This is a genomic window from Streptomyces sp. SID3343, assembly GCF_009865215.1.
Taxonomy (GTDB): domain Bacteria; phylum Actinomycetota; class Actinomycetes; order Streptomycetales; family Streptomycetaceae; genus Embleya.
This window is the reverse complement of sequence record NZ_WWJX01000966.1, coordinates 1-21,022: the sequence shown is the minus strand read 5'-3', so window position 1 is coordinate 21,022 and position 21,022 is coordinate 1. Positions and strand designations below refer to the sequence as shown.

Sequence of the window (21,022 nt, the reverse complement as noted above, 5' to 3'; positions counted from 1 at the left end):
CGTCGCCGCAGGACGCGGCCGCGACCCTGTCCGCGTTCCAGGTGGCGAGCCGGCGGGCCCGTGAAACCGCCACCCCGGGCGCCGAGCCGCCGACCCCGCCCGAAGCGGGCCCGCCGCCCACTGCCGACCGCACGCACCCCGAGGAACCGTCATGACGAACCCGACCGAATCCGCCGGCCGCATCCCCACCACCGCGACCGACAGTCGGCTCGACTGGCTGCTGACCGACCTGGTCAAGCGCGTGCACCAAACCCGACACGCGGTCCTGTTGTCCGAGGACGGGCTGTTGATGAGCCGGTCCGAGACGTTCCCGCGCGACGACGCCGAGCAACTGTCCGCCGCGGCGGCCGGGTTGCAGAGCCTGGCCCGCAGCATCGGCCGAGGGTTCCGGGGTGGTGCGGTCCGGCAGACGCTCGTCGAGATGGACGACGCCTTCCTGTTCCTGACCGCCGCCGGTCAGGGCGCGCATCTGGCCGTGCTCGCCGAGGAGAGCGCGGACGTGGGCGTGGTCGCGTTCGAAATGAACATGCTGGTCAAGAAGGTCGGCGAGTACCTGGGCGCCAGACCTCGCGGGTCCGAGGGAACCGCGTGAGTTGGCGCAAGGCCGAGTCGTGGGACGAGGACGCGGGCCCGCTGGTGCGCCCGTACACACTCACCCGGGGCCGTACCAAGGCGGTTCGCGACGAGGACCTGACCCTGATCACCCTCGTGACCACGGTCGCGCCGCCGGACGAACCGGCCGGCGGGTCGTCACCTCCCGTACGGCGCGGCACTCGTGAGGGCCGCGGCCGACAGCCCGAGCATCAACGGATCCTGGCCCTGTGCCGGGAGCCGCAGGCGGTCGCCGAGATCGCGGCCCTGATCGACCTGCCGGTGAGCATCACCAAGGTGCTCGTCGACGACCTGCTCCGCGACAACCTGGTGATCGTGCGGGCTCCCCTCGCGCTCGCTCGGACACCCGATCTGGCTCTGTTGAAGAAGGTACGTGATGGTCTCCTTCGGCTCTGACCGGCTGCCCGAGAACGCCGCGGCGGTCAAGGTGCTGATCGCGGGCGGCTTCGGGGTCGGCAAGACCACGTTCGTCGGCGCGGTGAGCGAAGTCCCGCCGCTGCACACCGAAGAGGTGATGACCGAGGTCGGCGTCGGGGTGGACGACACATCCGGCGTGGAGGCCAAGACGCAGACCACGGTCGCGCTCGACTTCGGTCGGATCACGCTGTCCGAGGACCTGGTCCTGTACCTGTTCGGCGCGCCGGGGCAGGAGCGCTTCTGGTCGCTGTGGGACGACCTCGCGATCGGCGCACTCGGCGCGATCGTGCTGATGGACACGCGCCGGCTCGAAGCCGGTTTCGGCAGCATCGACTTCTTCGAGCGTCGCGGTATCCCGTTCGTGGTCGCGGTGAATCGCTTCGACTCGGCCGTCGAGTACACCGCGGCCGAGGTACGCGACGCCCTCGACCTGGACCCACACGTACCGACGGTCCTGTGCGACGCGCGTTCGCGCACGTCGGGGCGGGACGTGTTGCTCGCGCTGGTCGACCACTTGGTGGCGGGTGCGCCGGTGCTGGCGGGCGCGGGCCCGAAGGGCCATGGGTGACTCGGCGGTTCGCGGTCTCGACCGCGGCGGCCTCGGTCGGCCTGGCCGTCAGGCAGCGCCGGCGGCCGGCGAACGCCCGAACCTTCGTGTGGGTTTCCTTGGTCGGCGAGATGTTCTTCGGCCCGCGGGCGCGAAGAACGGGCGCAAATCGGTGGCTTCCGGCGTGAAAATCGGGAAGGCTCGCGCACATGGTCTCGGTAGTGCAGAACGTGGCGATCGACTGTGCGGATGCCTACGAGTTGGCTCGGTTCTGGAGCAAGGTGACCGGCCGTCCGCTGCATCCGGAGGACAGACCGGGCGACCGGGAGACTCAGGTACAGCTACCGGAAGGCCCGGTGCTGTACTTCAACCAGGTGCCCGAGGCCAAGACGATCAAGAACCGGATCCATCTGTGCCTGCGCCCCGAGACCTCGCGCGACGAGGAAGTGGACCGCCTGTTGAGCCTCGGCGCCACCTTCGTCGCCGATCACCGGAACCCCGATGACGGTTCGGGCTGGGCAATCCTCGCCGACCCGGAAGGCAACGAATTCTGCGTCCTGCGCAGCGATTCCGACCGGGCGGACCCGTCGCCCTGAGCCCGCGTTTCGCCTTTGGCGGGGCGGGATTGTTCCCACCCGCACCACCCGTTGCGTACCGTGCGCCGGCTGCGGAATTCGGGCGGCGGGGTGGAGCCGGTCAGGCCTCCGAGCGTGATCCGTCGGGGAATTGTTCGGCGCCGGAGTGCCGCAGGAGCCATCAACGCGACAGCTCATCATCGGAGATCCGTCTCCCCATCGGACACCCGGCGCCGAGCAAGCTCGCCCTGCCACCGGGAGAGCACGTCGGCGAGCGCCCGCAGGTCGCCGTTGGCGTTGGCCTCGGCGAGGGCAGCCTGATACTCCTCCTCGAAGTCCATACGCAGATCGTCGGCCAACTCGGCACGCAGTTCGGCCGGCGTAGCGTGCTCGGGACCACCGAACCCGATAACGCACTCGGCTCGGCGGGGGTCGGAGGTGTGCTCGTCATCCATGCCGCCCAGGGTGCCATCACAGCAACGGTGTGAACGCCGCCACGTATGCGCCGCCGAGCAGTGGCCCGCCTCGGTCTGGGTGCCGGTGCAAGAGGGGCAGGGTAGAGAGCAGGGCCGGCCAGGGCACCGTCCCCGATTCATCGAAGCCCGGGGCCCGGCCTCAACCCCCGAAACCGGCAGGCGTCTTCCACTCGTGGTCGAGAAGTGCGTACACAACCGAGTCGCGCCACGCGCCCCGAACGTGGACGTGCTCGCGGATAGTGCCTTCACGGATGAAGCCCGCGCGCTCCATCGTTCGTCCGGAAACCTCGTTCAGCGGAGCGCGAGCACCCCAGATGCGATGCAGATCCAGGGTCCGAAACGCGAGCGCGGCCAATAGGTGCACCGTCTCGACGCCGTACCCACCTCCCCACACGTTCGGACGCAGAGCAAATCCGATCGTCGCTCCTCGCGGACTGTGGGGGTCCAGGGCGAGCCGGGCGAACCCGATCACTTCGTCGACACGAATCACGGCGGTTGCGAACTCCGTGCGGGGATCGACGCCGGCCGAGGCGATCGAACGCTCGACGATGGCTTCGACCTGCTCGCGGCTCCGCGGTTCGAACGAGAGGTGACGGGTGGCTTCTTCATCCCCGTAGATCGCGTACACCGCGTCCACGTCGTCGGGCCGGAGTTCGCGAAGGCCCAGGCGGGCGCCGGTGATGTCGACCATGGTCGCCGACTCTATGCCGCTCACCGCAAGATTGCAGCGGTAGTGGTGACCTCGTAATCCTCGATCTCGTCGCGGAGTTGCGATGCGACAGGCGAGCGGCGCTGCTCCGTGTCCAGGAGCGCGGCACGGACGCGGCGCATGCTCTGGACGATCCCGAAGTTTCGGTTCACCGCCGGTAGGTCGAGTACCGGTCGAACGGCCTCGACTGCGCCGTCGAGTTCGCCCCCCGCGATCTGAGCAAGCGCGAGGTTCGTGGCCGCGCCCGCCTCGTCGCCGAACGCCCACTCCTCGCGCTCGACCGCGCGATACGCCTGTACCGAGGCGCGAGCAGTAGCCTCGGCGCGCTGGTCGGCGGGGTCGAGATGAACCAAAGCCTCTCCCGCGTAGTAGATCTGCCGCGCCTCACCGAAGGTGAACAGCCCGCCGATGCCGTCGAGGTCGTCGAGGTCGACGCGTTCACGCAGGCGATCGGCGCGGTCGATCGCGGCGCGGGCGGCCTCGCCATCGCGCAATATCGCGTGGGCGCGGGCAGACAGACAGGACAGCCACACACCGGTGGTGCCCGCCCCCTCGGGCAGGATCGCGCTCCCGAGGGCCGCGTAACGAGCTGCATCCTCGGTGCGGCCGGCCCAGTACGTGACGAGGGATTGAAGGCCCCGGACCCATGCGCGCATCGCCTGATGATCGGCGTTGTCGGCGCAAACGTAGGCAGTGCGTGCCTGAGTGAGTGCGGCGTGCACGTCACCCGCGTCGTGGGATGCCTTGGCCAGCATTCCTGAGGTAATTGCCGCCATGAGATAGAGGTCGCGGGCTTGCAACGGCTTGACGCGCCCGTGTTCCAGCAACGCGAACACATCTTCTTGGGCGTCGAGGAGATCCCCCAGGATCTCCGGGAGTGGTACCTGCTGATAGGACACTGCCAGTCTGCGTACATCGTCGTGGATCTGGTCGAGGCTCTCCTGCCCGACAGAGGTGGACTCCGCCGCCCGCATGAACGCTGCTGCTCGCTTTGCCGCCATCGCTACCTGCCTCTCGCAGTTCTGCCTTTCACCGGCGGTACCGGCGACATCATCGGATTTCGCTTCGAGTCGAGTGCCATGTCGGACCACGGTCGGTCCCCGACGGGCCTCCGGGGGTGGCGCCGTTGCACGCGTCAGTCCGGAGGTTGAGGGCGGCGCAAGGAGCGCATCGATCGGCTCTCCGAACAATTCCTCCAGCACACGGCACTGTGGTGGGTGCGGGTTGCCGCGCAACTCGCCGCCGTACCACCGCTCCACCGTGCGTGTGGAGACGGTCAGTCCGGCGCAGGCAGTGTCGCCATTTCGCGCGAGGTCAGCCGCCGCGCGCTCGAACTGCTGCCGGAAGGTCTCGGGAACTTGCATGTGCCTGCGTGTCATGAGGACGCGTAAGAGAGTTGGTGCCTCCGTCATCGGACCTCCGCCCGGTGCATGCTCGGCTTGGTTCTGTCTCCGACGCTAACCCCCTCATGATCGCCGGCGTGCGGCGCGGCGTGAGATGACGGGGAGATGACGGTACAAACGACGGTAATCCTGTCGGTGACGTCACGGAGAGGCAACGAGCGCTGTCGAGACGGCGGTGGGGATGGCGGTAGAACTGCCGTTTCGAGGTGGAGACGATCAGTCCCGGAACCGAATACCGGCAAGGGAGCTGACATTGTCCGAGAACAGCACGACGCCGACCGTGAGCAGCTCCGCGTCCGAGGACGCGCACCGATCGATCCGGGTGAGAGTCGACGGGCAACCCGCAATGGACGTCACGCGCAGCGAGCTGGTGCGACTCCAGCACGCGATCCGCACCTACCTCCAGCGTACGTTTCCGGCGGCGGCGGTGCGTCGTGGCTCGTGTGCGGGGGGTTGAGCGATGCATCGTCTGCCGTTGCGGATCTGCGTGGGGCAGACGGGGCGGTCCACGCATCCGATCCTCATGCGGACCGCTACCGCCGACAACCGTGACTGCGTCTGGGATCTGACGCTGGTTCAGGCGTGGGAGTTGCACGCCGCGTTGGGGGCGCAGCTTGCGCGGTATCCCGCTCCGGACCTGTCGCCGCGGCACGACCCGGCCGGCTGACGGGCGGCGCTCGAACTCTCGTCCGGCTGGGCGAGGCACCCAAGAAGCGGCGGGGCCGGGCACGGGTCCACGCCTTCGCTGCCGCGCATCGCATTGCATTGCATTGCATCGCATCCGGCTGCGGCGCCGGCCCCGCCCCACCCGAAGACCCCTACGGAGGAAGAGGCCATGCCCCAACACGATTGGCAGCTCACCGAATTCAGCTACGGGCAAGGCATCGTCGTTGCCCACTATCGGACGCCGGAACACGCCATGGAGTTCGAGACGCTCCGCGTCCACCCGGCCGATGTCCCGCTCCTGATCGCCGAGTTGTTCAAGACCATGGACCAGAACCTGCGCGTCGACGTCCTGGCCGAGGTCAACGCCGCGAACGAGCGTGTCGTCGCGTCGCGGCGGGCGGCGATCGGGCGCTCCATCGCCACGCGGCTGGGTCTTCCCGGTGCGAGTACTGGTGCCGGCGGTGCCCCGGTGGACCACCGCGCCCGGACCACCGCCAAGCCGCACCACGATGCCGGACGATCGGAAGCCTGCGGCGACGAAGGCACCGCCTCGACCTCGCCGGATTCGATCACCGGTGCCTGACCGACCACCGACGTGTGCGGTCGACGATGCGCTCGACCTGTTGTACGTGTTGATCGCCGATGTCCGGGGCGGTGTGGACGCGTACCCGGCCGACCGTGCTCGCGAGCCTGGGCCTTCCCGAACGCGCCCGGGAACACCTGCGCACACGCACCGTGTTGTCGGACGGCACGTATCGTGAGGTCGCATTTCGGTTGCACGTGCGCTACGACCGCGACGGCGGCAAGCGCCCAGAGATGATGATCGCCACCGACACCGCAGGTTACCGCGACATCGCACACTACCCAGGTCTACTACCGCGTCTCCCACCCGCGCCGAATCGACGCCGTTCGCGCAGTCGCCGCGAAGTACCGCTTCGACCTCTCCGGCGGCCGGATACGCCCGTTCACACCCGAAGCCGACTTCGCTCAGCGACTCCGGGCAGGCGTCGGATCGGTGCCCGTGCCCGCCGGACAGTGCCACGAGATGAACAACGTCCGCGCCGACGGGCACGGCTGCCCGGTCTACTACCGCTGCTTCTCCTGCAAGTTCTTCACCAGCGACTTCACCCAGCTGACCGAGCTGCGACAACTACGCGCCTCCAAGGCCGAACAGCTCACGCGTCTGGGAAGTGGCGGCCGTCCTCGCCGGAAAGCACCGCATCGATACGCCGACGATCGACCCGATCCTGCTGACCGGACAGTCCACGTGACCACGGCCGCCGGCGAGCCCGAAGCACGCAACCCACCGGACTACAAGCGAACCCGGACAGCCGTCCCGGACCGCAGCCGCGCAACCGCCGTCCAACAGCGCCGAACGGAAAGTGAACGCTGCCGCCGGCGTGTGCTCGACGTCCTGTCACACATGCGCAAGAGCCGGGCGCCACTGTCCGACGCGGAAGTCACGCGCCGGGCCGGCGTCAACCCGCAGTATCTGCAGCGGCACCGCAACCTCAAAGTCGAAGCCAAGGCCGTCCGCGCCCACCTCGCAGGTGACCGGCCACGCGCCGCCGCGGCGGCCAACTCCCGCAGGGAAGCAGCGCTCCGAATCGAGAACCGGATGTTGCTCGAACTAAACGCTGCTCTGCGCCGGCAGCCTGAGCGAAGCCCAAGCCGAGCTGCGAGCGATCCGGATCGAGCAACTCGGAGCTCGTGCTCGCGACGGCCTGACCATCCCGCACGGACGCAACGTGGAACTGGACGACACGAGGAAGCAGCGAGACGCCGCGCCGGCCGGCAGCCGTCGCGCCGAAGCCGACCTTGCAGCTCTTCGCAACCTCGACCAGCGCCTCATGGTAGAGAACAGCCGCCTCCTCTGAGTCACAGCGGCACCATGCGAAAGTCGGACCAGCACACGCTTTGGGGCAGAGTACATAGTGTGCTCATGGACCGATTCGTGGGCTCGGCACGTCTTGAATGGTGGGCTCATCAATCGACCTGCCTCGGTGAGTATGAGATCGACATCACCGTTACGGTCGATGCGGCGGGCGCATGGCACGCGTCCGGCCGGCATTCCATCGCGCTCGACACGACTGAGCGTGAGGGCTGGGAATTCCTCATCGGGATGGATCCCCACTTCTCACTCGCATTTCCCGGCGAGGATCGCGGCGGCCTCATGGTGCGGGTCGACGAGGCACGGGATGGAGCGCTCACCCTCACGGAGGCACAAGACTGGGATGGTTCCGTGAGCGTCACGTTCGGTCTCAGCTGAGGTCAGCCCTGAGACCACGGCATGCGTCTTCATCAGTCGGCGACCCCTGCTGCCGGACGATTCACCGTCACCGTGAAGGCGGACCGACCGGCAGCTCGTCGATAGGTGGAAGCGTCGCCCTGCTGACCAGCCTGCTCCGGTTCAGGTACACCCACTCAGCAGTCTGAGCCCTCGCTGCCAGTCGATCACGTCATGGATTCACCTGGCAACGAGCTCTCAACCTGCCAGAACAGCTCTCCCCGCTGCGTAGAACGGCCGGAACTCCAGGTCCCTGCACATCCCTCGATCTCGGCGTCGCGCAATTCCTCGGCAACCCGAGAAGTTTCAAAGCGTCGCAGCGCCGAACCGCTTCACTCCGCAGGCGGGTCCGGTGATGTCTGCCGCGCGAACCCATCGGGTTTCACAGCGCCTTGAGGACACTGACCTGCGCCGGTTTCATCAACGGGCCCCGTCGTGAGGCGCTCGCGGTCACGCGCCCTGTCGCGCGCTCCCGGGCCCGGCGCACACTGGTGGGCGGCACCCGTTCCGTCGAGCGGTCGAGTACCGGAGGACACCCGTCACAACCGAGCACCACGTCCTCGCACGCGCGTCGGCGGCGTCCTGATGGAGCTGCCCGGACCGGGGATATCGAAGACCACACCACACTCCTGGAAAGGTCGTCCTTATGAGGATTCTCCCCCGCACGCTGGTCGCGCTGACCGGCTGCGCGCTGGCCGCGGCCGTGTTCACCGCTCCGGCCGTCGCTGCGGCGCCGTCCGTTCCCCCTGCCGGCGCCACACTCCGCAACAGGGAGACCGGTCGTTGTCTGATCGACAACGGCAGCGCGGCGACACGGACCGGGCCGTGCACCGCGGACACCGCGAACCAATGGGACGTCATCGGACCCACCACCGCGCGCCAACTCCGCAATCGGGAGTCCGGCCAGTGCCTGACCGACTACAACCGTAACGTCCGGACCGGACCCTGCACCGGGGACGCCGCGAAGAAGTGGACGGTGAGCGGACCCGCCACCGCGCGCCAGTATCGGAACAACGGGACCGGTAGCTGTCTGACCGACTATGGCAGCGGGGTGGGGAGCGGACCCTGCACCGAGGCGATCGCGAGCCATTGGATCGTCACGAACTGACCCGGCACCGGGTCCGCCCGCGCGCCGGCGCGCGGGCGGACCCGACGGCAGCTTCGGCGGCGGGCCCGGGCCGCTTCCGGTAGGCCGTCGTCGCCGGATGGGTCACCCAACACCTCGTATCGGCGGGTGTTGGTGGTCTCCGTTGTCCGCGTCCAGGGCCCGCCGTGGTGCGGCCACCTGAACGAAGGGGCTCGGGAGCTTCGTGGCCTGATACCCCGTGACACCGAATCGCGTCCGAAGTCCCCTCACTCGAACGGCACAAGGCCCCCGCTCACCGTGCCGCCACACCACCCCGGACCCCCGCCAACCGGGCGGCGGCGGTGCCCAGGCCCGTCGGGCCGTGCGGCCGGCGCGGGGCTGCGGCCGTCTCCGCCGGCAGGGGGGATGGTCGTCGGGTCAGTGGGTGTCCCGGTAGGCGCGCGGCTCTGGGGCTGTTGACGCCCTCGCCGACCTGCCACGGGAACGGGACGAGCGGCTTCGGGTCCGCGTAACGCACGCAGTCCTGGTGCCACTTCAGGATCGCCGCCATCCAGTCCCCCAAGGCCGCCGCGTAGCCGTCGAGGGTCGTGCGTGACGGGCCGTCCAGCTCCAAGTCGTCGTACATTGCCGGTAGTTCGGTCGCCACCACCCGCTCGAACTCGTGCATGCGCGTGGTCATCAGGTCGTTCACGATCGCCAGCGCCTGGGTGAAGTCGCAGTCGAAGAAGTTCTGTACGACGTAGACGAGGTTGTGGATCTCGCCCTCGACTTCGATCTCCTTGCGATACGAGAAGACGTCGTTCATCATGCACGCGTAGTCGGCGGCCGAGTTCTCCATCGCCTGGACCGCCCGCGAGCGATACGCCTCGGCCGGCACCACGTCGCCGTGCGAGAGACGGGACAGACTCATCGTCAGATCCGAGCCGAAGGTCTTGCGCCGCATCTCGATGTAGTCGACCGGATCCGGGATCCGGCGCGCCGCCATGTTGGCCAACTCCCACAGCCAACTGTCCAACATCACCTCGATCGTGCGGCGGAACTTGTGCCGGGACTCCAGCGGCATCGGTCCCGCCGTGCGGGCCCACAGGTCGACCAAAGCCCGCTCGATCGGGTCGGTCGGCGCCGGCGTGACCTCGCCGTCCACGGACATGAACGTCTTGAGCCGTTCCGTGTAGACCTTCGCCCCGACCGAGTCGAGCGAACGCCCGAACACCACCGGGTAGTAGTCGTCGCCGTACGTGCCCCACGTGAGCCACGCGGACGCGAGGTCGAGCTGTTCGAGCGACACGTCGGGGGCGATGCCGGACGCGCACAGCGGCAGGTCGAAACCGCGCAGATCCTGTTCGTCCCACAGCCCTTGCCCGGTGATCCCCATCCGCGCCGACCACTCGACCACGTTCTCCCGCGCGGCGTCCAGGTGCGGGTTGCTCCGCGCCGGGAACGGCAGGTAGAAATCGGGGAGTTCGTACGGCTCGACCTTCGCGAACGGCACGTGCGCGTAATTGCGCAGCCCGTTGCGCAGTCCGGCGACCAGGCCCGGCAACACCCGCGCCGCCGCCGTCCCCAACCCCATCGGCCCGGACAGCACGCCGCTGACGGCAGGCACGCCCAAGCCCCCGGGGGCGCCGAGCCTGCCGTCCCAATCGGCACTGCCGCCGTCGCCCGCCCCGTTCATGTACCGGCTGGAGCGCATGTGCCACTCGTGGCCGCCCGACTGCCAGTCCTGGAGCCCCTTGACGTACGCGAGCACGTCCATGCATTCCTGCGGGTCCAGGCCGTGTTCGAGGAACAGGGGCGGGAGTTCGCTGAACGTGGTGTGCTCGAACTGGTGCAGTCGAGAGGTGAGGAGTTCGTTGACCGCCGTCGCGGCCTCCTGGGTCGTACACCCCAGGAAGTTCTCGAAGACGAGGACCGCGTTGGCGAGTTCGCCCTCTTTCTCCACCTCGCGCTGGTACGAGAAGAGGTCGTTGCGCAGGTGGACTCCGTCGGCGAAGGTGTCCTTGAGGACCCGCATCGGCCGGGACGCGGCGATCACCGCGGGCACTTCGGCGCTCGCCACGTACTCCACGAGGTTCGCCGACCACGGCGCGCCGCCGACCTTGCGACGCATCTCGATGTACTCGACCGGGTTGGAGACCCGTCCCTCGTTGATGTTCGACAGCTCCCACAGCGACTCTTCGAGCAGCGCCTGCGTACTCTCCGCGAATCGCTCGCGCCACTGTCGCGACATGCTCGGGACGGTTCGCGCCCACAGGTCGGCGAGCCCCTCCTCGACCTGATTGGTCGGCGTCGGGGTCGGGCCGGTCGGATCGACCGGCATGAAGGCACGCAGGCGCTCCAGGTAGGTCTTGGCGCCGGCCATGTCGTGGGTGCGTTTGAAGATGTCCAGGAAGTGGTCGTCGAAGAAGAAGACCCACACGTACCAGTCGGTGACCAGGTCGAGTTGCGGACCGGTGCAGTCGGGATGGGTGTACGCGCACAGCAGCGCGTAGTCGTGGGAGTCGAAGTCGTGCTCGTCCCAGATGTTGGAGCCCTCGATCATCCGCATCCCGCGTGCCCACGCCTTGGAGTGCTCGCGCGCGCCTTCGAGATGCGGATTCAGCCGCGCGGGATACGGCATGTAGAACTGCGGGAGTTCGAAGGGTTGAGACATTCGGTGCGCCCCTTTCGCCACGGCACACCGTAGGTGGGCCGGTCACGCCGGAGGCGGTCTCGGCTCGGTTCTCGCTCGATCAGGTGAAAGCGGATGGTTGGTGCTTAACGATCTTGATCGGCTCTCGTCGATGGGGTCTCGTCGAACGGCTCGCGTCGATGGGCTCTAGTCGATCGGGTCTCGTCGATGGCCTCTCGTCGGTTGCCGCTCGGCCGTTGCCACCAGCGCGGCCACGAAGCCGTCCACCGCGTCGGTGCTCATCGGCGACCGGTCGGGGCGTCGGCGCAGCGCCGCGTACACGCTGCGGCACGGCGGGTCGGTCAGCCGACACACCGCCAGGTCGGCCCGCAGTGCGCGCAGGAGCAGCCCCGGCGCGAGCATGACGCCGAAGCCGGCCGCGACGAACGCCTGTTTGCCGAGCCAGCCGCCGCATTCGAGGCCGATCCGCGGGGTGAAGCCGGCCCGCGCGCACGCGCCGGTGAGTACCGCGGCGGCGCCCGCGTAGTCCTCCACCCAGGTCTGCTCGGCGAGTTCGGCCAGGTCGAGCGTGTCCCGGTGGGCGAACGGGTGCGCGGTGGGCAGGACGGCGTACAGCTCGTCGTCGAGCACGTGGCGCAGGGACAGGCCGGCGTGGGTGGGCAGGCCGGGCGGGTAGTCGGTGACCACGGTCAGGTCGAACTCGCCGTCGAGCAGGCGCGGGATCAGGCGCGACGAGAAGTCCTCGGCGAAGGTGACCCGAACGGTCGGGCGCCCAGCCGCGAACGCGGTGAGCGTGTCCGGTAGCAGCGTGGCGGCGGCGGTGGGGATCGCGCCGACCCGGACGACGGCCGCCGGGTCGTGTTCGGCGGCGCGTACCTCCTCTTCGGCGCGCTCGGCTCGGGCCAGGATCGCGGCGGCGTGTTCACGCAGGACCTCGCCCGCGGGGGTCGGTCGCACTCCCCGGGCATGGCGCGTAAGGAGGGTCGCGCCCAGGCTCGCCTCCAGGCCGGTGATCTGTCGCGACAGCGCGGATTGCGTGTAGCCGAGTGCGTGTGCGGCTCCGCTGATCGAGCCGTGCCGGCACACCTCGTGGAACGAGCGCAGGGCGAGGAGGTCCATGGGCGGCGAGGATAGTCGAGCCATGCGGATCCGGTATGGCTGCCCTGAGGAACATGCGTTGGTGCGATGAGTGTGGCGCACGTGAGGATGTGCGCATGACAACGAACAGCCGATTGACGCACCTCCCCGCACCCGCCGGCGTACTGCCCGGCAACGGGTACACCCAGGTCGTGACCGGTCCGGGCCGGCTGGTGGTGATCTCCGGTCAGGTGGCCGCGGACGAGCACGGCACGCTGGTGGGCGAGGGCGACCCCGGTGCGCAGGCTCGGCAGGTGTTCGAGAATCTACGGCGTTGCCTCGCGGCGGCCGGCGCGACGTTCGACGACGTCGTCAAGCTGACCTACTTCCTGACCGACGTGGCGCACCTGCCGGCGATCCGGGCGGCCCGGGACGAGTTCGTCGACGTCACCCGTCCGCCGGCCAGTTCCGCGGTGCAGGTGGTGGCGCTGTTCAAGCCCGAATACCTGCTGGAGATCGAGGCGTTCGCCCTGGTCGGCGGGAGTGATGCGTAAACGGCCGGTGACCCTGGTGCAGCGTCGAAAAAAGCCCGCCGAACGGTCGGGAGACCGATCGGCGGGCTCGCGTACACGTGTCGCATGTGCGTGTCGCACGTGCCGTGTACGCACTCGGTTGCGGAGGGTCGGCGGAGGGTCAGACGAGGGCTTCGGCCGGTGTCTCGGCCGGTGCTTCGGTGGGGCCGTCGGTCGGCGCGGCCACCGCGGTGGTGATGACGCCGGCCGTACGAGCCTCGTCGAGCCATTCGGGGAATTCGAGCAGGAGTTGGTCGTACAGCTCTCCGTCGGAGAGCACGCGCGGGTCGTGGCCCGCGTGGAAGAAGCCCGCGTTGTCGACGACGCGCTGGGCAGGCACGGTGAGTTCGTCCAGCTTGCGCAGGAAGTCGAAGCCTTTCGCCTCGGGGTCTCCGAATCCGACGAACTGCCAGAAGATCGGCAGTTCGGCGGCGTCGCACAGGGCTTTGGCGGCGGCCGGTCGGCTCGTCGGCGCGCCGTCGGTCTGGAAGATCACCAGGGCCGGGTCGGTACTGCCGGACGTGCGGTAGTGGTCGACCACCTTGGCGATCGCCCAGTGGTAGTTGGTCCGGCCCATGTGTCCGTAGGAACCGTGCAGTTCCTCGATTCGGCCCGCGTGGTTGGTGGGATCGAGGTCGGCGACGCCGTCGATGTCCGTCGAGAAGAACACGAGCCGCACGGTGGCTTCGCCGAGTTGTGCGGACAGCGCGAGCGTCTGGTCGGCAAGGTGCTGGACCGTGCCGTCCTTGTAGTAGGACCGCATCGAACCGGACCGGTCGAGCACGAGGTAGACGTCGACGCGACGGCCTGCGAGGCCGCACTTGCCGACCGCGGCGGCGGCCTCGGTGGATCGGACGGCGAGGCCGGCGTCCTCGACCCGCGCCGGGGGGACGGCCGCGAGGGACTTGGCTACCGGCTCGGCAACCGGAGCGGACGTGGCGGCGGGCGAGGCCTCGGGCTTCGGCTCCGGCTCCGGCTCGGGGTCCGTGACCACAAGCGGTTCGACCACAAGCGTTTCGACCACAGCCGGTTCGACCACAGCCGATTCCACGGCAGCCGATCCGACCGCGACCGGTTCCGCGACCGGCGGTGCCACCGCGGCCTCCGGCTCGACCTCGGCCACCGGCGTGAACTCACGGTCGGCGACCGGCGCTTCCACCGAAGCCTCTACGGCAGGCTCGCGCACCGGCGCGTCCACCGTCTCGCCAACCGGCTCCGCGACGCCATCCGGCAGCACGGGAGCCACCGGCACCGCAGCGGCATCCACCGACCCGGCATCCTCCGCAGTGGCCTGGACGAACTTCGGTTCCGCAGGCCGACCTTGTACCGGAATGGCGGTCGACACCGGTTCGGCGGACCCGGTATCGGCCGGAGTCGTGGTCTCTCCGCGTGATTCCGGGATGCTCACCGGCTCCGTTTCGACGGCCGCCGGCTCGGCCGGTTCCACGCGTACGTCCGCCGTCTCCGGGGTCTCCGCCGCCTCGCCGGATGACCGCGAACGGAAGACGTTGCGCAGCAGACTCCTCAAACCCATCGGCGAATCCTTAGCTGTGTGAGGGACGCATCCCGATGACCAGGACGGTGACGGTAAGGCTAGTCACCGCCCACCCACACCCGTGGCCGACCCGCGCGAACGACACCCCGAGGGCCCCCGAACAGCCGAAGCCGCTCCCTCGTACGCGCCGTGGGCCCGACGAATCCCGCGCCGACGCGCCCACTCGGCCGAGTCGCGCCCACGAAACGGGACTTCGGCGACCGCCGCGCACCGCCGCACTCACAGCGACGAGCCGCAACGACGAGCCGTGCCGACCAGCCGTGCCGACCAGCCGAAGCGCGCGGCTTGCGCATACATTCGACAGCCGCTGCGGCACCATGGACGGATGAGTGATCGAACCACGGCCGCAGACATGCAGACTCGGGTCCTCGACATCCGCACCGGGCATCGCGAACAGGTCCACGACCTCACGGCGCAGTGCGCACAGTTCCTGCGTGACGTGTCCCGCGGGCGCGACGGACTGCTCAACGTCTTCGTACCGCACGCCACCGCCGGTATCGCCGTGTTGGAGACGGGGGCCGGGAGCGACGACGACCTGCTCGCGGCGTTGCGCGACCTGCTCCCCGCCGACGATCGCTGGCACCACCGGCACGGCAGCCCCGGCCACGGCCGTGACCACGTACTGCCGGCGCTCGTACCGCCACACGCCACCCTGCCCGTGATCGCCGGCGAACTCGCTCTGGGCACGTGGCAATCGGTCACCCTCGTCGACACCAACCGCGACAATCCGGAACGCACGGTCCGACTGTCCTTCCTCGGCTAGCCGGGCCGGACGCCCCGAACGCGCCGGACGGCCCGATACGCCTGATGCGCCGGACGCGCCGAAAACGCGACCGGAAGCCCCCACCCGTTCTCGACCACACCACCCCGGGCCCGATTTCATCGCGCCGGCCACGACCCACACGCGGGGGCGAGCGGATGTCTCCATCGGCCGCCTTCCGGGAAATGAGTACTGGCAACATGGACCGGTACCTACTCATCGGTAAGTGGAGGAGATGTACATGGCTCGGCAGTACAACTGTGGTCTTGATGCCGCCATGGATGTCATCGGAGGCAAGTGGAAAGCACTGATCCTGTGGGCGTTGCACACCGAGGAACTGCGGTTCGGGGAGTTGCGGCGGGCGGTGACCGGGATCAGCGAGAAGATGCTGATCCAGCAGTTGCGCGAGATGGAGTCGCGCAAGATCGTGCATCGCGAGGTGTTTCGGCAGGTCCCGCCGAAGGTGGTGTATTCGCTGACACCGCTCGGGCGGTCGCTCAACGAGGCATTGTTGCCGCTGGGAGCGTGGGGACAGGACAACGTCGAACTTCTGGAGTCCACCGCTGCCCGAGAGCCCGCGGCCTAGGGTTTTTTCGGGCGAAGTTCACGGAATTCGCGCGCCGGGAATCGAACAGGCGCCGCCCCGCGATTTCCGGCACCGTCGGTGAGTTGTTGTTGACTTCTCGTAGCGCTCGCGGGAATCATTTCAGCAGCGAAAATCCGGATTGTCTGCGACATCTTCGTCGAGCCGCCTGGATGTGAATATATGACCGAATTCGTCCGAGTATCCGAACAGCTTGCGCTGCCGAAAGGTCCGGGCGTACCGATCATGGCGTCCGCCCGTCGCCTGGACACGTATCCCGTGCACGTGTGCCTCGACGAGGCCACCGCCGTGGCGCGGTTGTGCGACGAGATCGCCGGGCGACGGGTCGCGCTCGTCACCGACGACACCGTGTTCGCGGTGCACGCGCGCCGGCTCGGCGAGCGGTTGACCGCGACCGGCCTCGACGTGGTGAGCACGTCGTTTCCCCCCGGCGAGGCCAGCAAGAGCCTGCCCACGGCGAGCGCCCTGCTCGACTGGCTGGCGGGCACGTCCTTGGCCCGGCGCGACGTGCTGCTCTCGGTCGGCGGCGGCGTCGTGATGGACACCGTGGGCTGGGTCGCGAGCGCCTACATGCGGGGCATCCCGTACATCAACGTGCCCACGACGCTGCTCGCGCACGTGGACGCCGCGCTCGGCGGCAAGGTCGCGATCGACCATCCCTCGGCGAAGAACCTGATCGGCGCGTTCTACCAGCCCAAGGCCGTGGTCTCCAACGTCGGCTACCTGCGCACTCTCGACGGCCGCGGACTGCGGGCCGGGCTCGCCGAGGCGATCAAGACCGGGATCATCGCCTCCCCCGATCTGTTCGCCCTGATCGAGGAACGTCACGCCGCGATCCTGGCCGCCGAACCGGCCACCACCGCCGACCTCGTGCACGCGTCGAGCGTGATCAAGTGCCGACTGATCGCCCGCGATCCGTACGAACACGACCTGCGCCGCCCGCTGAACTTCGGACACACCGTCGGCCACGCGGTCGAGACCGCGACCGGCTACGGCCCGGTCCTGCACGGCGAGGCGGTCGCGTTCGGGATGGCCTGCGCGGCGCGCATCGCCGAGCGGCGCGGACTGCTCGACCCGGCCCTGTGCGCGCGTATCACCGGGCTGCTCGATCGGGTCGAATTGCCCACCACACTGGCCGGGTTACCCGCCCGGCTCGATCCCGCGACGACCGTCGCGGCTCTCGGGCAGATCCGCAAGATCCGGGACGGCCGGCTGCGGTTCGTGTTGCCCACCGCGTTGGGCGAGACGGTGATCACCGACGACGTGAGCGACGCGGAGATCCACGCCGCGCTCGTGGTCGCGCCGTCGGCACCCGTGTCACGCGCGCGTTCGAACGGAAGTGGCGATGCCTGAGCTGGACGTTTTCGTGGCCGGCGGGGTCGGCGTGGACACCATCGTGCAGGTACCCGAACTGCCGCTGCCGATACGGGATTCGTACAAGGTCCCGCCGATCCGGCAGTACGTCGCGCACACCGGGAACGGGGTCGCGATGGGGTGTGCCGCGCTGGGCCTGCGGACCCATCTCGCGGACGTGATCGGGGCCGACCCCGAGGGCGACTTCGTGCTCGCGCACTACGCGAAGGCCGGACTCTCGTTCGACCACGTCACGCACCCCAGCGGCACCCGGCGCAGCGTGAACCTGGTCGATCCCGGCGGTGCCCGGCTCTCGCTGTACGACGGCCGCCATCCCGACGACCTGGTGGTCGACCCGGCGCTGTATCGCGAGGCCGTCGGGCGCAGCCGGCACGTACACGCGTCGCTCGTGGACTGGTCGCGGCACGCGCTCGCGGAGGCGATCGAGGCGGGCGTGCCGACCTCCACCGATCTGCACAACTGGGACGGCAAGGCGGCGTGGCGCCACGACTTCGCGTACGGCGCCGACGTGGTCTTCATGTCGGCCAACCTGCTCGGTGATCGGGTCGAGGAGGTCGCCGACGACGTACTCACGCGCGGGCGGGCCCGGGCGGTGGTGACGATGGCGGGCGGCGACGGGAGCTATCTGAAGCTGCCCGGCATCCCGTTGCGGCACGTTCCGGCGCTCACGCTGCCCCGGGAGCGGGTCGTGGACACCAACGGCGCGGGCGACAGTTACGTCGCGGGCTTCCTGTACGCGTATCTGGCCGGGCGTGACTGGGCGACGTGTGTCCGGGCGGGCACCTACGCGGGGGCACACGCGGTGCAGACCGCCGGGACGCACACGTCGTTCGTCAGTGCCGAGGAGTTGGTTCGTGCGTTGGCGTGAGCACGGTGCCGGTCGGGGTGACGATCGCGTCGCGAATGGTCGCGCCGGCCGGAACCTCGGCGCCGGGCAGGATCACCGAGCGCAGCACGGTGGCGCCGGGGGCGATCCGGCTGCCGGGGTGGACGACGCAACGCTCGACGGTCGCCCCCGGGGGTATGTCGGCGCCGAGCAGGTTCCCGTCGACGTAGCGCGGGCCGGCGGGGGCGAGTCCGTCGAGGGTGCGCGGGAGCGCGTCGGCCGCGATCGCGTGCGGGTGGTCGAGCAGGCGCAGGTGTTCGGTGCGATAGCGCTCGACCGTGCCGATGTCGGCCCAGTGGTCGGTCACCTGATATGCCGTCACTCGCTGTCCCCGGGCGATCATTTCGGGCAGTACGTCGCGGCTGATGTCGTGTTGCCAGCCGGCGTCGCCGCGCGCGGCGAGGTCGGCCAGGACGGTGCGCAGTGCGTCGATGCGGAACACGCAGAACGCGGTGAAGACCAGGTCGGAGGTCGGGTTCACGGGCTTTTCGACGAGCGCTCGCACTCTCCACTCGTCGTCCACCTCGACCATGCCGAACAGGTGAACATAGCGGCGTTCGATGCGTTGGACGCCGATCGTGACGTCGGCGCCGGACGCGCGGTGGGCGGCGATCATCGGTGCGTAGTCGAACACGTAGACGTGGTCGGCGTGTTGGACGAGCAGGTCGTCGGCGCCGGGGGCGAACACGTAGGCGGCGTTGGCGAGCAGCGCGTCGGCGGTGCCGCGTTCGGCGGGGCGTTCGGGCAGTACGGCGCCGGGTCCGGCGCGGGCCACGTGGTCGTGCGGTCCGAAGTGCAGGCGGGTGCCGGGGTGGTGGTCCCAGTGCGTGACCAGGTGGCGGACCAGGTCGGATTCGCGGTGCAGGGACAGCAGGACGAGTTCGGGCAGGCCGGATCGGACGGCGTTGGCCACGCTGAAGTCGACGAGCCGGCAGGACGCGGCGTAGGGGACGAGGGGCTTGCAGACGCGGGCGGTGAGCGGGCCCATCCGTTCGCCGAGGCCGCCGGCGAGGAGCGCGCCGCGGACCCCTTCGAGGGACGGGCCGGGCGAGGTCGCGGGTCCGGCGGGCGAGGTCGTGGGTCCGGTCGGCGGGGTCGCGACGAGCGCGGCGGGCACTCCGGGCGAGGTGGACGCGGCGGCCGAAGCGGCGCGTTCGGCCGCCGGCGCCGTCTCGGACACGGCTTCCCGCGTCACCACGTCCTCCCCTGTGCCTCGGCGACCGGCAGCAACGGGCGTAGCCGGTCGAGCGAGTTGGCGATGCCCTGTTCGGTCGGAAGCAGGGCGTCCTCGTGTTCCACGTAGATCACTCCCCGGTATTCGTCGTCCAACAGGGCGGCCACGATCGCCGGCCACGGCAGTTCGCCGGCGCCGAGCGCGCGGAAGCGGATCGCGGGACCGGGGCCGTAGCGCGACCAGCCGGCGCCGCGGGGCGTGTCGGGGCCGTGCCACCGCTGGAGGTCCTTGGCGTGTACGGCCGCGAGTTCGCGGCCCCAGCCGCGGACCGCCGCCACCGGGTCGTGGCCGACCGCGGCGAGGTTGGCGGGGTCGACGCACAGGCGAACACCGCTCACCGTCGAGAGCAGTGCTCTCGCACTGGCCGGGTCGTAGGCGACCTGCTTGGGATGCGGCTCCACCACCAGTTGCACTCCGAGGGCGTCGGCCAGTTCCAGGACCGGCCCCGCCGCGAGCGCCCACGCGTCGATGTTGTCCTGCCAGGTCACGTCGCTGCCCCGCCAGGACAGCCAACGCGCGAGGTCGGGCACGCCCAGCATCACCCGCGCCAGCGGCGCCCCCAGACCGGCCGCGAGCCGTATCGTGCCCAGCGCCGCCCCCATCCCGTACGCGCGCTTGGCCGCCGCAGTCCCGGCGAACACGGGATCGGTGTGCGGGCCGTGCGGGCCGAGCACGAGTTGGGTGTCGCGGCTGTTGCTGACGCACCCGACCTCCACCCCGGCCGCGGCGCAGCGCTCGCGCAGGTCGCGATGGTGGTCCGGGTCGTCGAGGCGCGCGGGGTCCACGAACGCGAAGCCGCTGTCGGCGGGCAGGTCGACGACGTCCACCCCGGCCCGCCGGACGGCGGCCAGAGCGTTGTCGAGGCCGACGGGGGCGAGCGCCGCGAGGCACAGGCCGAGTCGGATGGGTCCGTTCGTCGTCACGGTGTCTCCCCCTTGGCCAACGGCACGAGCGGCACCGACGGTGCCGGCGACCCGAGCAGCGGGATGCGCCACAGCCTGGATATTCGGGGCGTCAGGTCGGTCCGGCGCACTCGGTACCTCCGCTCGGTCGGGTCTCTTCCCCTGTCCCGCTCCCCCCACGGCATCCGAATGCCGCCTTGCGCTCACGACGTCCGGATGCCGTCAGGCTCTCGTGGCACTCGGATGCCGTCCGGCGCTCACGACATCCGGATGCCGTCCCGCTCTCGTGGCACCCGGAAGCCGTCTTGCGCTCACGGCGTTCGGATCCTGTCTTGCGCTCACAGCATCCGCACGCGCCCCCAGCCCTTCGGCGGTCGGCCCGCGTGGGCCACCGCCGCGGCCAGTACCGCTCCTACCGGATCGGCCACCACCTCCACCGGCCCGGCCACCCCGAGCTCGTCCCTCAGGCGTTCCCCCAACGCGGCCGCGTACTCCGAACTCCCGCGAAAGACGCCGCCGTTGAGCACCGCCGACCACGGCCCGTCCAACCCTGCCGCGTTCCGCGCCGCCCGCACCGCCAGGACGAGTTCGTCGAGGCCGGTCCGCACCACCGCCCCCGCCACCGCGTCGCCCGCCTGCCACGCCGC

Annotated in this window: 24 protein-coding genes; 15 read left to right on the top strand and 9 right to left on the bottom strand. The window is 69.6% G+C overall.

Going from position 1 to position 21,022, the window contains the following annotated elements:
- Positions 1 to 151: 151 nt before the first annotated feature.
- From GT354_RS30455 to GT354_RS30440, 4 genes are all read left to right on the top strand, one after another.
- Positions 152 to 592, top strand: a complete 441-nt coding sequence (locus GT354_RS30455) for a roadblock/LC7 domain-containing protein (protein ID WP_161359593.1) — start codon at positions 152 to 154, stop codon at positions 590 to 592.
- Positions 589 to 1,008 carry a DUF742 domain-containing protein gene (locus GT354_RS30450; RefSeq protein ID WP_161359592.1) on the top strand — a complete coding sequence of 140 codons (420 nt, stop codon included), beginning with the start codon at positions 589 to 591 and terminating at the stop codon, positions 1,006 to 1,008. Before GT354_RS30455 ends, GT354_RS30450 begins: the two co-directional genes overlap by 4 nt.
- Positions 989 to 1,597, top strand: a complete 609-nt coding sequence (locus GT354_RS30445) for an ATP/GTP-binding protein (RefSeq protein WP_161359591.1) — start codon at positions 989 to 991, stop codon at positions 1,595 to 1,597. Before GT354_RS30450 ends, GT354_RS30445 begins: the two co-directional genes overlap by 20 nt.
- A gap of 188 nt (positions 1,598 to 1,785) precedes the next feature.
- Positions 1,786 to 2,172, top strand: coding sequence for a VOC family protein (locus tag GT354_RS30440; protein ID WP_161359590.1), 387 nt, complete (start codon positions 1,786 to 1,788; stop codon positions 2,170 to 2,172).
- Positions 2,173 to 2,348: 176 nt separating this feature from the next.
- Here the strand turns inward: GT354_RS30440 and GT354_RS30435 are convergent, their stop codons facing one another.
- The 3 genes from GT354_RS30435 to GT354_RS30425 form a co-directional block, all read right to left on the bottom strand.
- Positions 2,349 to 2,606: a DUF6247 family protein gene (locus tag GT354_RS30435; RefSeq protein WP_161359589.1), complete on the bottom strand. Its 258-nt coding sequence runs from the start codon at positions 2,604 to 2,606 to the stop codon at positions 2,349 to 2,351.
- Between the two features lie 160 nt (positions 2,607 to 2,766).
- A complete protein-coding gene (locus GT354_RS30430) occupies positions 2,767 to 3,318 on the bottom strand; it encodes a GNAT family protein (protein ID WP_161359598.1) in 552 nt (183 codons plus the stop codon).
- 20 nt (positions 3,319 to 3,338) lie between these two features.
- On the bottom strand, positions 3,339 to 4,700 hold the full coding sequence (locus tag GT354_RS30425; RefSeq protein ID WP_202512491.1) for a hypothetical protein: 1,362 nt from the start codon (positions 4,698 to 4,700) through the stop codon (positions 3,339 to 3,341).
- Positions 4,701 to 4,992: 292 nt separating this feature from the next.
- Here GT354_RS30425 and GT354_RS30420 point away from each other — a divergent pair, with 292 nt between their 5' ends.
- From GT354_RS30420 to GT354_RS30400, 6 genes are all read left to right on the top strand, one after another.
- Entirely contained in the window at positions 4,993 to 5,196 is a 204-nt protein-coding gene (locus GT354_RS30420) for a hypothetical protein (RefSeq protein ID WP_161359588.1), read from the top strand.
- Between the two features lie 3 nt (positions 5,197 to 5,199).
- Positions 5,200 to 5,406, top strand: a complete 207-nt coding sequence (locus GT354_RS30415) for a hypothetical protein (RefSeq protein ID WP_161359587.1) — start codon at positions 5,200 to 5,202, stop codon at positions 5,404 to 5,406.
- A gap of 168 nt (positions 5,407 to 5,574) precedes the next feature.
- Positions 5,575 to 5,988: a hypothetical protein gene (locus tag GT354_RS30410; RefSeq protein ID WP_161359586.1), complete on the top strand. Its 414-nt coding sequence runs from the start codon at positions 5,575 to 5,577 to the stop codon at positions 5,986 to 5,988.
- 1,165 nt (positions 5,989 to 7,153) lie between these two features.
- Positions 7,154 to 7,282, top strand: a complete 129-nt coding sequence (locus tag GT354_RS55950) for a hypothetical protein (protein ID WP_272923912.1) — start codon at positions 7,154 to 7,156, stop codon at positions 7,280 to 7,282.
- Positions 7,283 to 7,347: 65 nt separating this feature from the next.
- Entirely contained in the window at positions 7,348 to 7,674 is a 327-nt protein-coding gene (locus GT354_RS30405) for a hypothetical protein (protein ID WP_161359585.1), read from the top strand.
- 664 nt (positions 7,675 to 8,338) lie between these two features.
- Complete coding sequence (locus tag GT354_RS30400; RefSeq protein WP_161359584.1) at positions 8,339 to 8,800, top strand: ricin-type beta-trefoil lectin domain protein; 462 nt, start codon at positions 8,339 to 8,341, stop codon at positions 8,798 to 8,800.
- Between the two features lie 271 nt (positions 8,801 to 9,071).
- Here the strand turns inward: GT354_RS30400 and GT354_RS30395 are convergent, their stop codons facing one another.
- Positions 9,072 to 11,432 (bottom strand): germacradienol/geosmin synthase, encoded by a 2,361-nt coding sequence (locus tag GT354_RS30395; protein ID WP_237535617.1) that lies wholly within the window; start codon positions 11,430 to 11,432, stop codon positions 9,072 to 9,074.
- A gap of 165 nt (positions 11,433 to 11,597) precedes the next feature.
- Positions 11,598 to 12,530 carry a LysR family transcriptional regulator gene (locus GT354_RS30390; RefSeq protein ID WP_161359583.1) on the bottom strand — a complete coding sequence of 311 codons (933 nt, stop codon included), beginning with the start codon at positions 12,528 to 12,530 and terminating at the stop codon, positions 11,598 to 11,600.
- A 95-nt stretch (positions 12,531 to 12,625) separates the two neighbouring features.
- Here GT354_RS30390 and GT354_RS30385 point away from each other — a divergent pair, with 95 nt between their 5' ends.
- Positions 12,626 to 13,042 (top strand): RidA family protein, encoded by a 417-nt coding sequence (locus GT354_RS30385; protein ID WP_161359582.1) that lies wholly within the window; start codon positions 12,626 to 12,628, stop codon positions 13,040 to 13,042.
- A gap of 139 nt (positions 13,043 to 13,181) precedes the next feature.
- Here GT354_RS30385 and GT354_RS30380 read toward each other — a convergent pair whose 3' ends face one another.
- The gene (locus GT354_RS30380; RefSeq protein WP_161359581.1) at positions 13,182 to 14,594 is read right to left on the bottom strand and encodes a VWA domain-containing protein; all 1,413 of its coding nucleotides are present in this window, start codon (positions 14,592 to 14,594) and stop codon (positions 13,182 to 13,184) included.
- A 346-nt stretch (positions 14,595 to 14,940) separates the two neighbouring features.
- Here GT354_RS30380 and GT354_RS30375 point away from each other — a divergent pair, with 346 nt between their 5' ends.
- The 4 genes from GT354_RS30375 (at position 14,941) to GT354_RS30360 (ending at position 18,221) form a co-directional block, all read left to right on the top strand.
- Positions 14,941 to 15,378, top strand: coding sequence for a secondary thiamine-phosphate synthase enzyme YjbQ (locus tag GT354_RS30375; protein ID WP_202512490.1), 438 nt, complete (start codon positions 14,941 to 14,943; stop codon positions 15,376 to 15,378).
- A gap of 238 nt (positions 15,379 to 15,616) precedes the next feature.
- The gene (locus tag GT354_RS30370; protein ID WP_161359580.1) at positions 15,617 to 15,961 is read left to right on the top strand and encodes a helix-turn-helix domain-containing protein; all 345 of its coding nucleotides are present in this window, start codon (positions 15,617 to 15,619) and stop codon (positions 15,959 to 15,961) included.
- A gap of 180 nt (positions 15,962 to 16,141) precedes the next feature.
- Positions 16,142 to 17,332 (top strand): 3-dehydroquinate synthase, encoded by a 1,191-nt coding sequence (gene aroB / locus GT354_RS30365; protein WP_161359579.1) that lies wholly within the window; start codon positions 16,142 to 16,144, stop codon positions 17,330 to 17,332.
- Positions 17,325 to 18,221: a carbohydrate kinase family protein gene (locus GT354_RS30360; protein ID WP_161359578.1), complete on the top strand. Its 897-nt coding sequence runs from the start codon at positions 17,325 to 17,327 to the stop codon at positions 18,219 to 18,221. The genes aroB and GT354_RS30360 overlap by 8 nt, the downstream gene beginning before the upstream one ends.
- Here the strand turns inward: GT354_RS30360 and GT354_RS30355 are convergent.
- The 3 genes from GT354_RS30355 to GT354_RS30345 all read right to left on the bottom strand — a co-directional run.
- Positions 18,187 to 19,434, bottom strand: coding sequence for a sugar phosphate nucleotidyltransferase (locus tag GT354_RS30355; RefSeq protein ID WP_346012247.1), 1,248 nt, complete (start codon positions 19,432 to 19,434; stop codon positions 18,187 to 18,189). The two genes, GT354_RS30360 and GT354_RS30355, sit on opposite strands and share 35 nt — an antisense overlap.
- On the bottom strand, positions 19,431 to 20,396 hold the full coding sequence (locus tag GT354_RS30350) for a sugar phosphate isomerase/epimerase family protein (RefSeq protein WP_161359577.1): 966 nt from the start codon (positions 20,394 to 20,396) through the stop codon (positions 19,431 to 19,433). The genes GT354_RS30355 and GT354_RS30350 overlap by 4 nt, the downstream gene beginning before the upstream one ends.
- Positions 20,397 to 20,713: 317 nt before the next feature.
- Positions 20,714 to 21,022 (bottom strand): hypothetical protein (locus GT354_RS30345; RefSeq protein WP_161359576.1); only part of this gene is annotated, 309 nt, incomplete at its 5' end.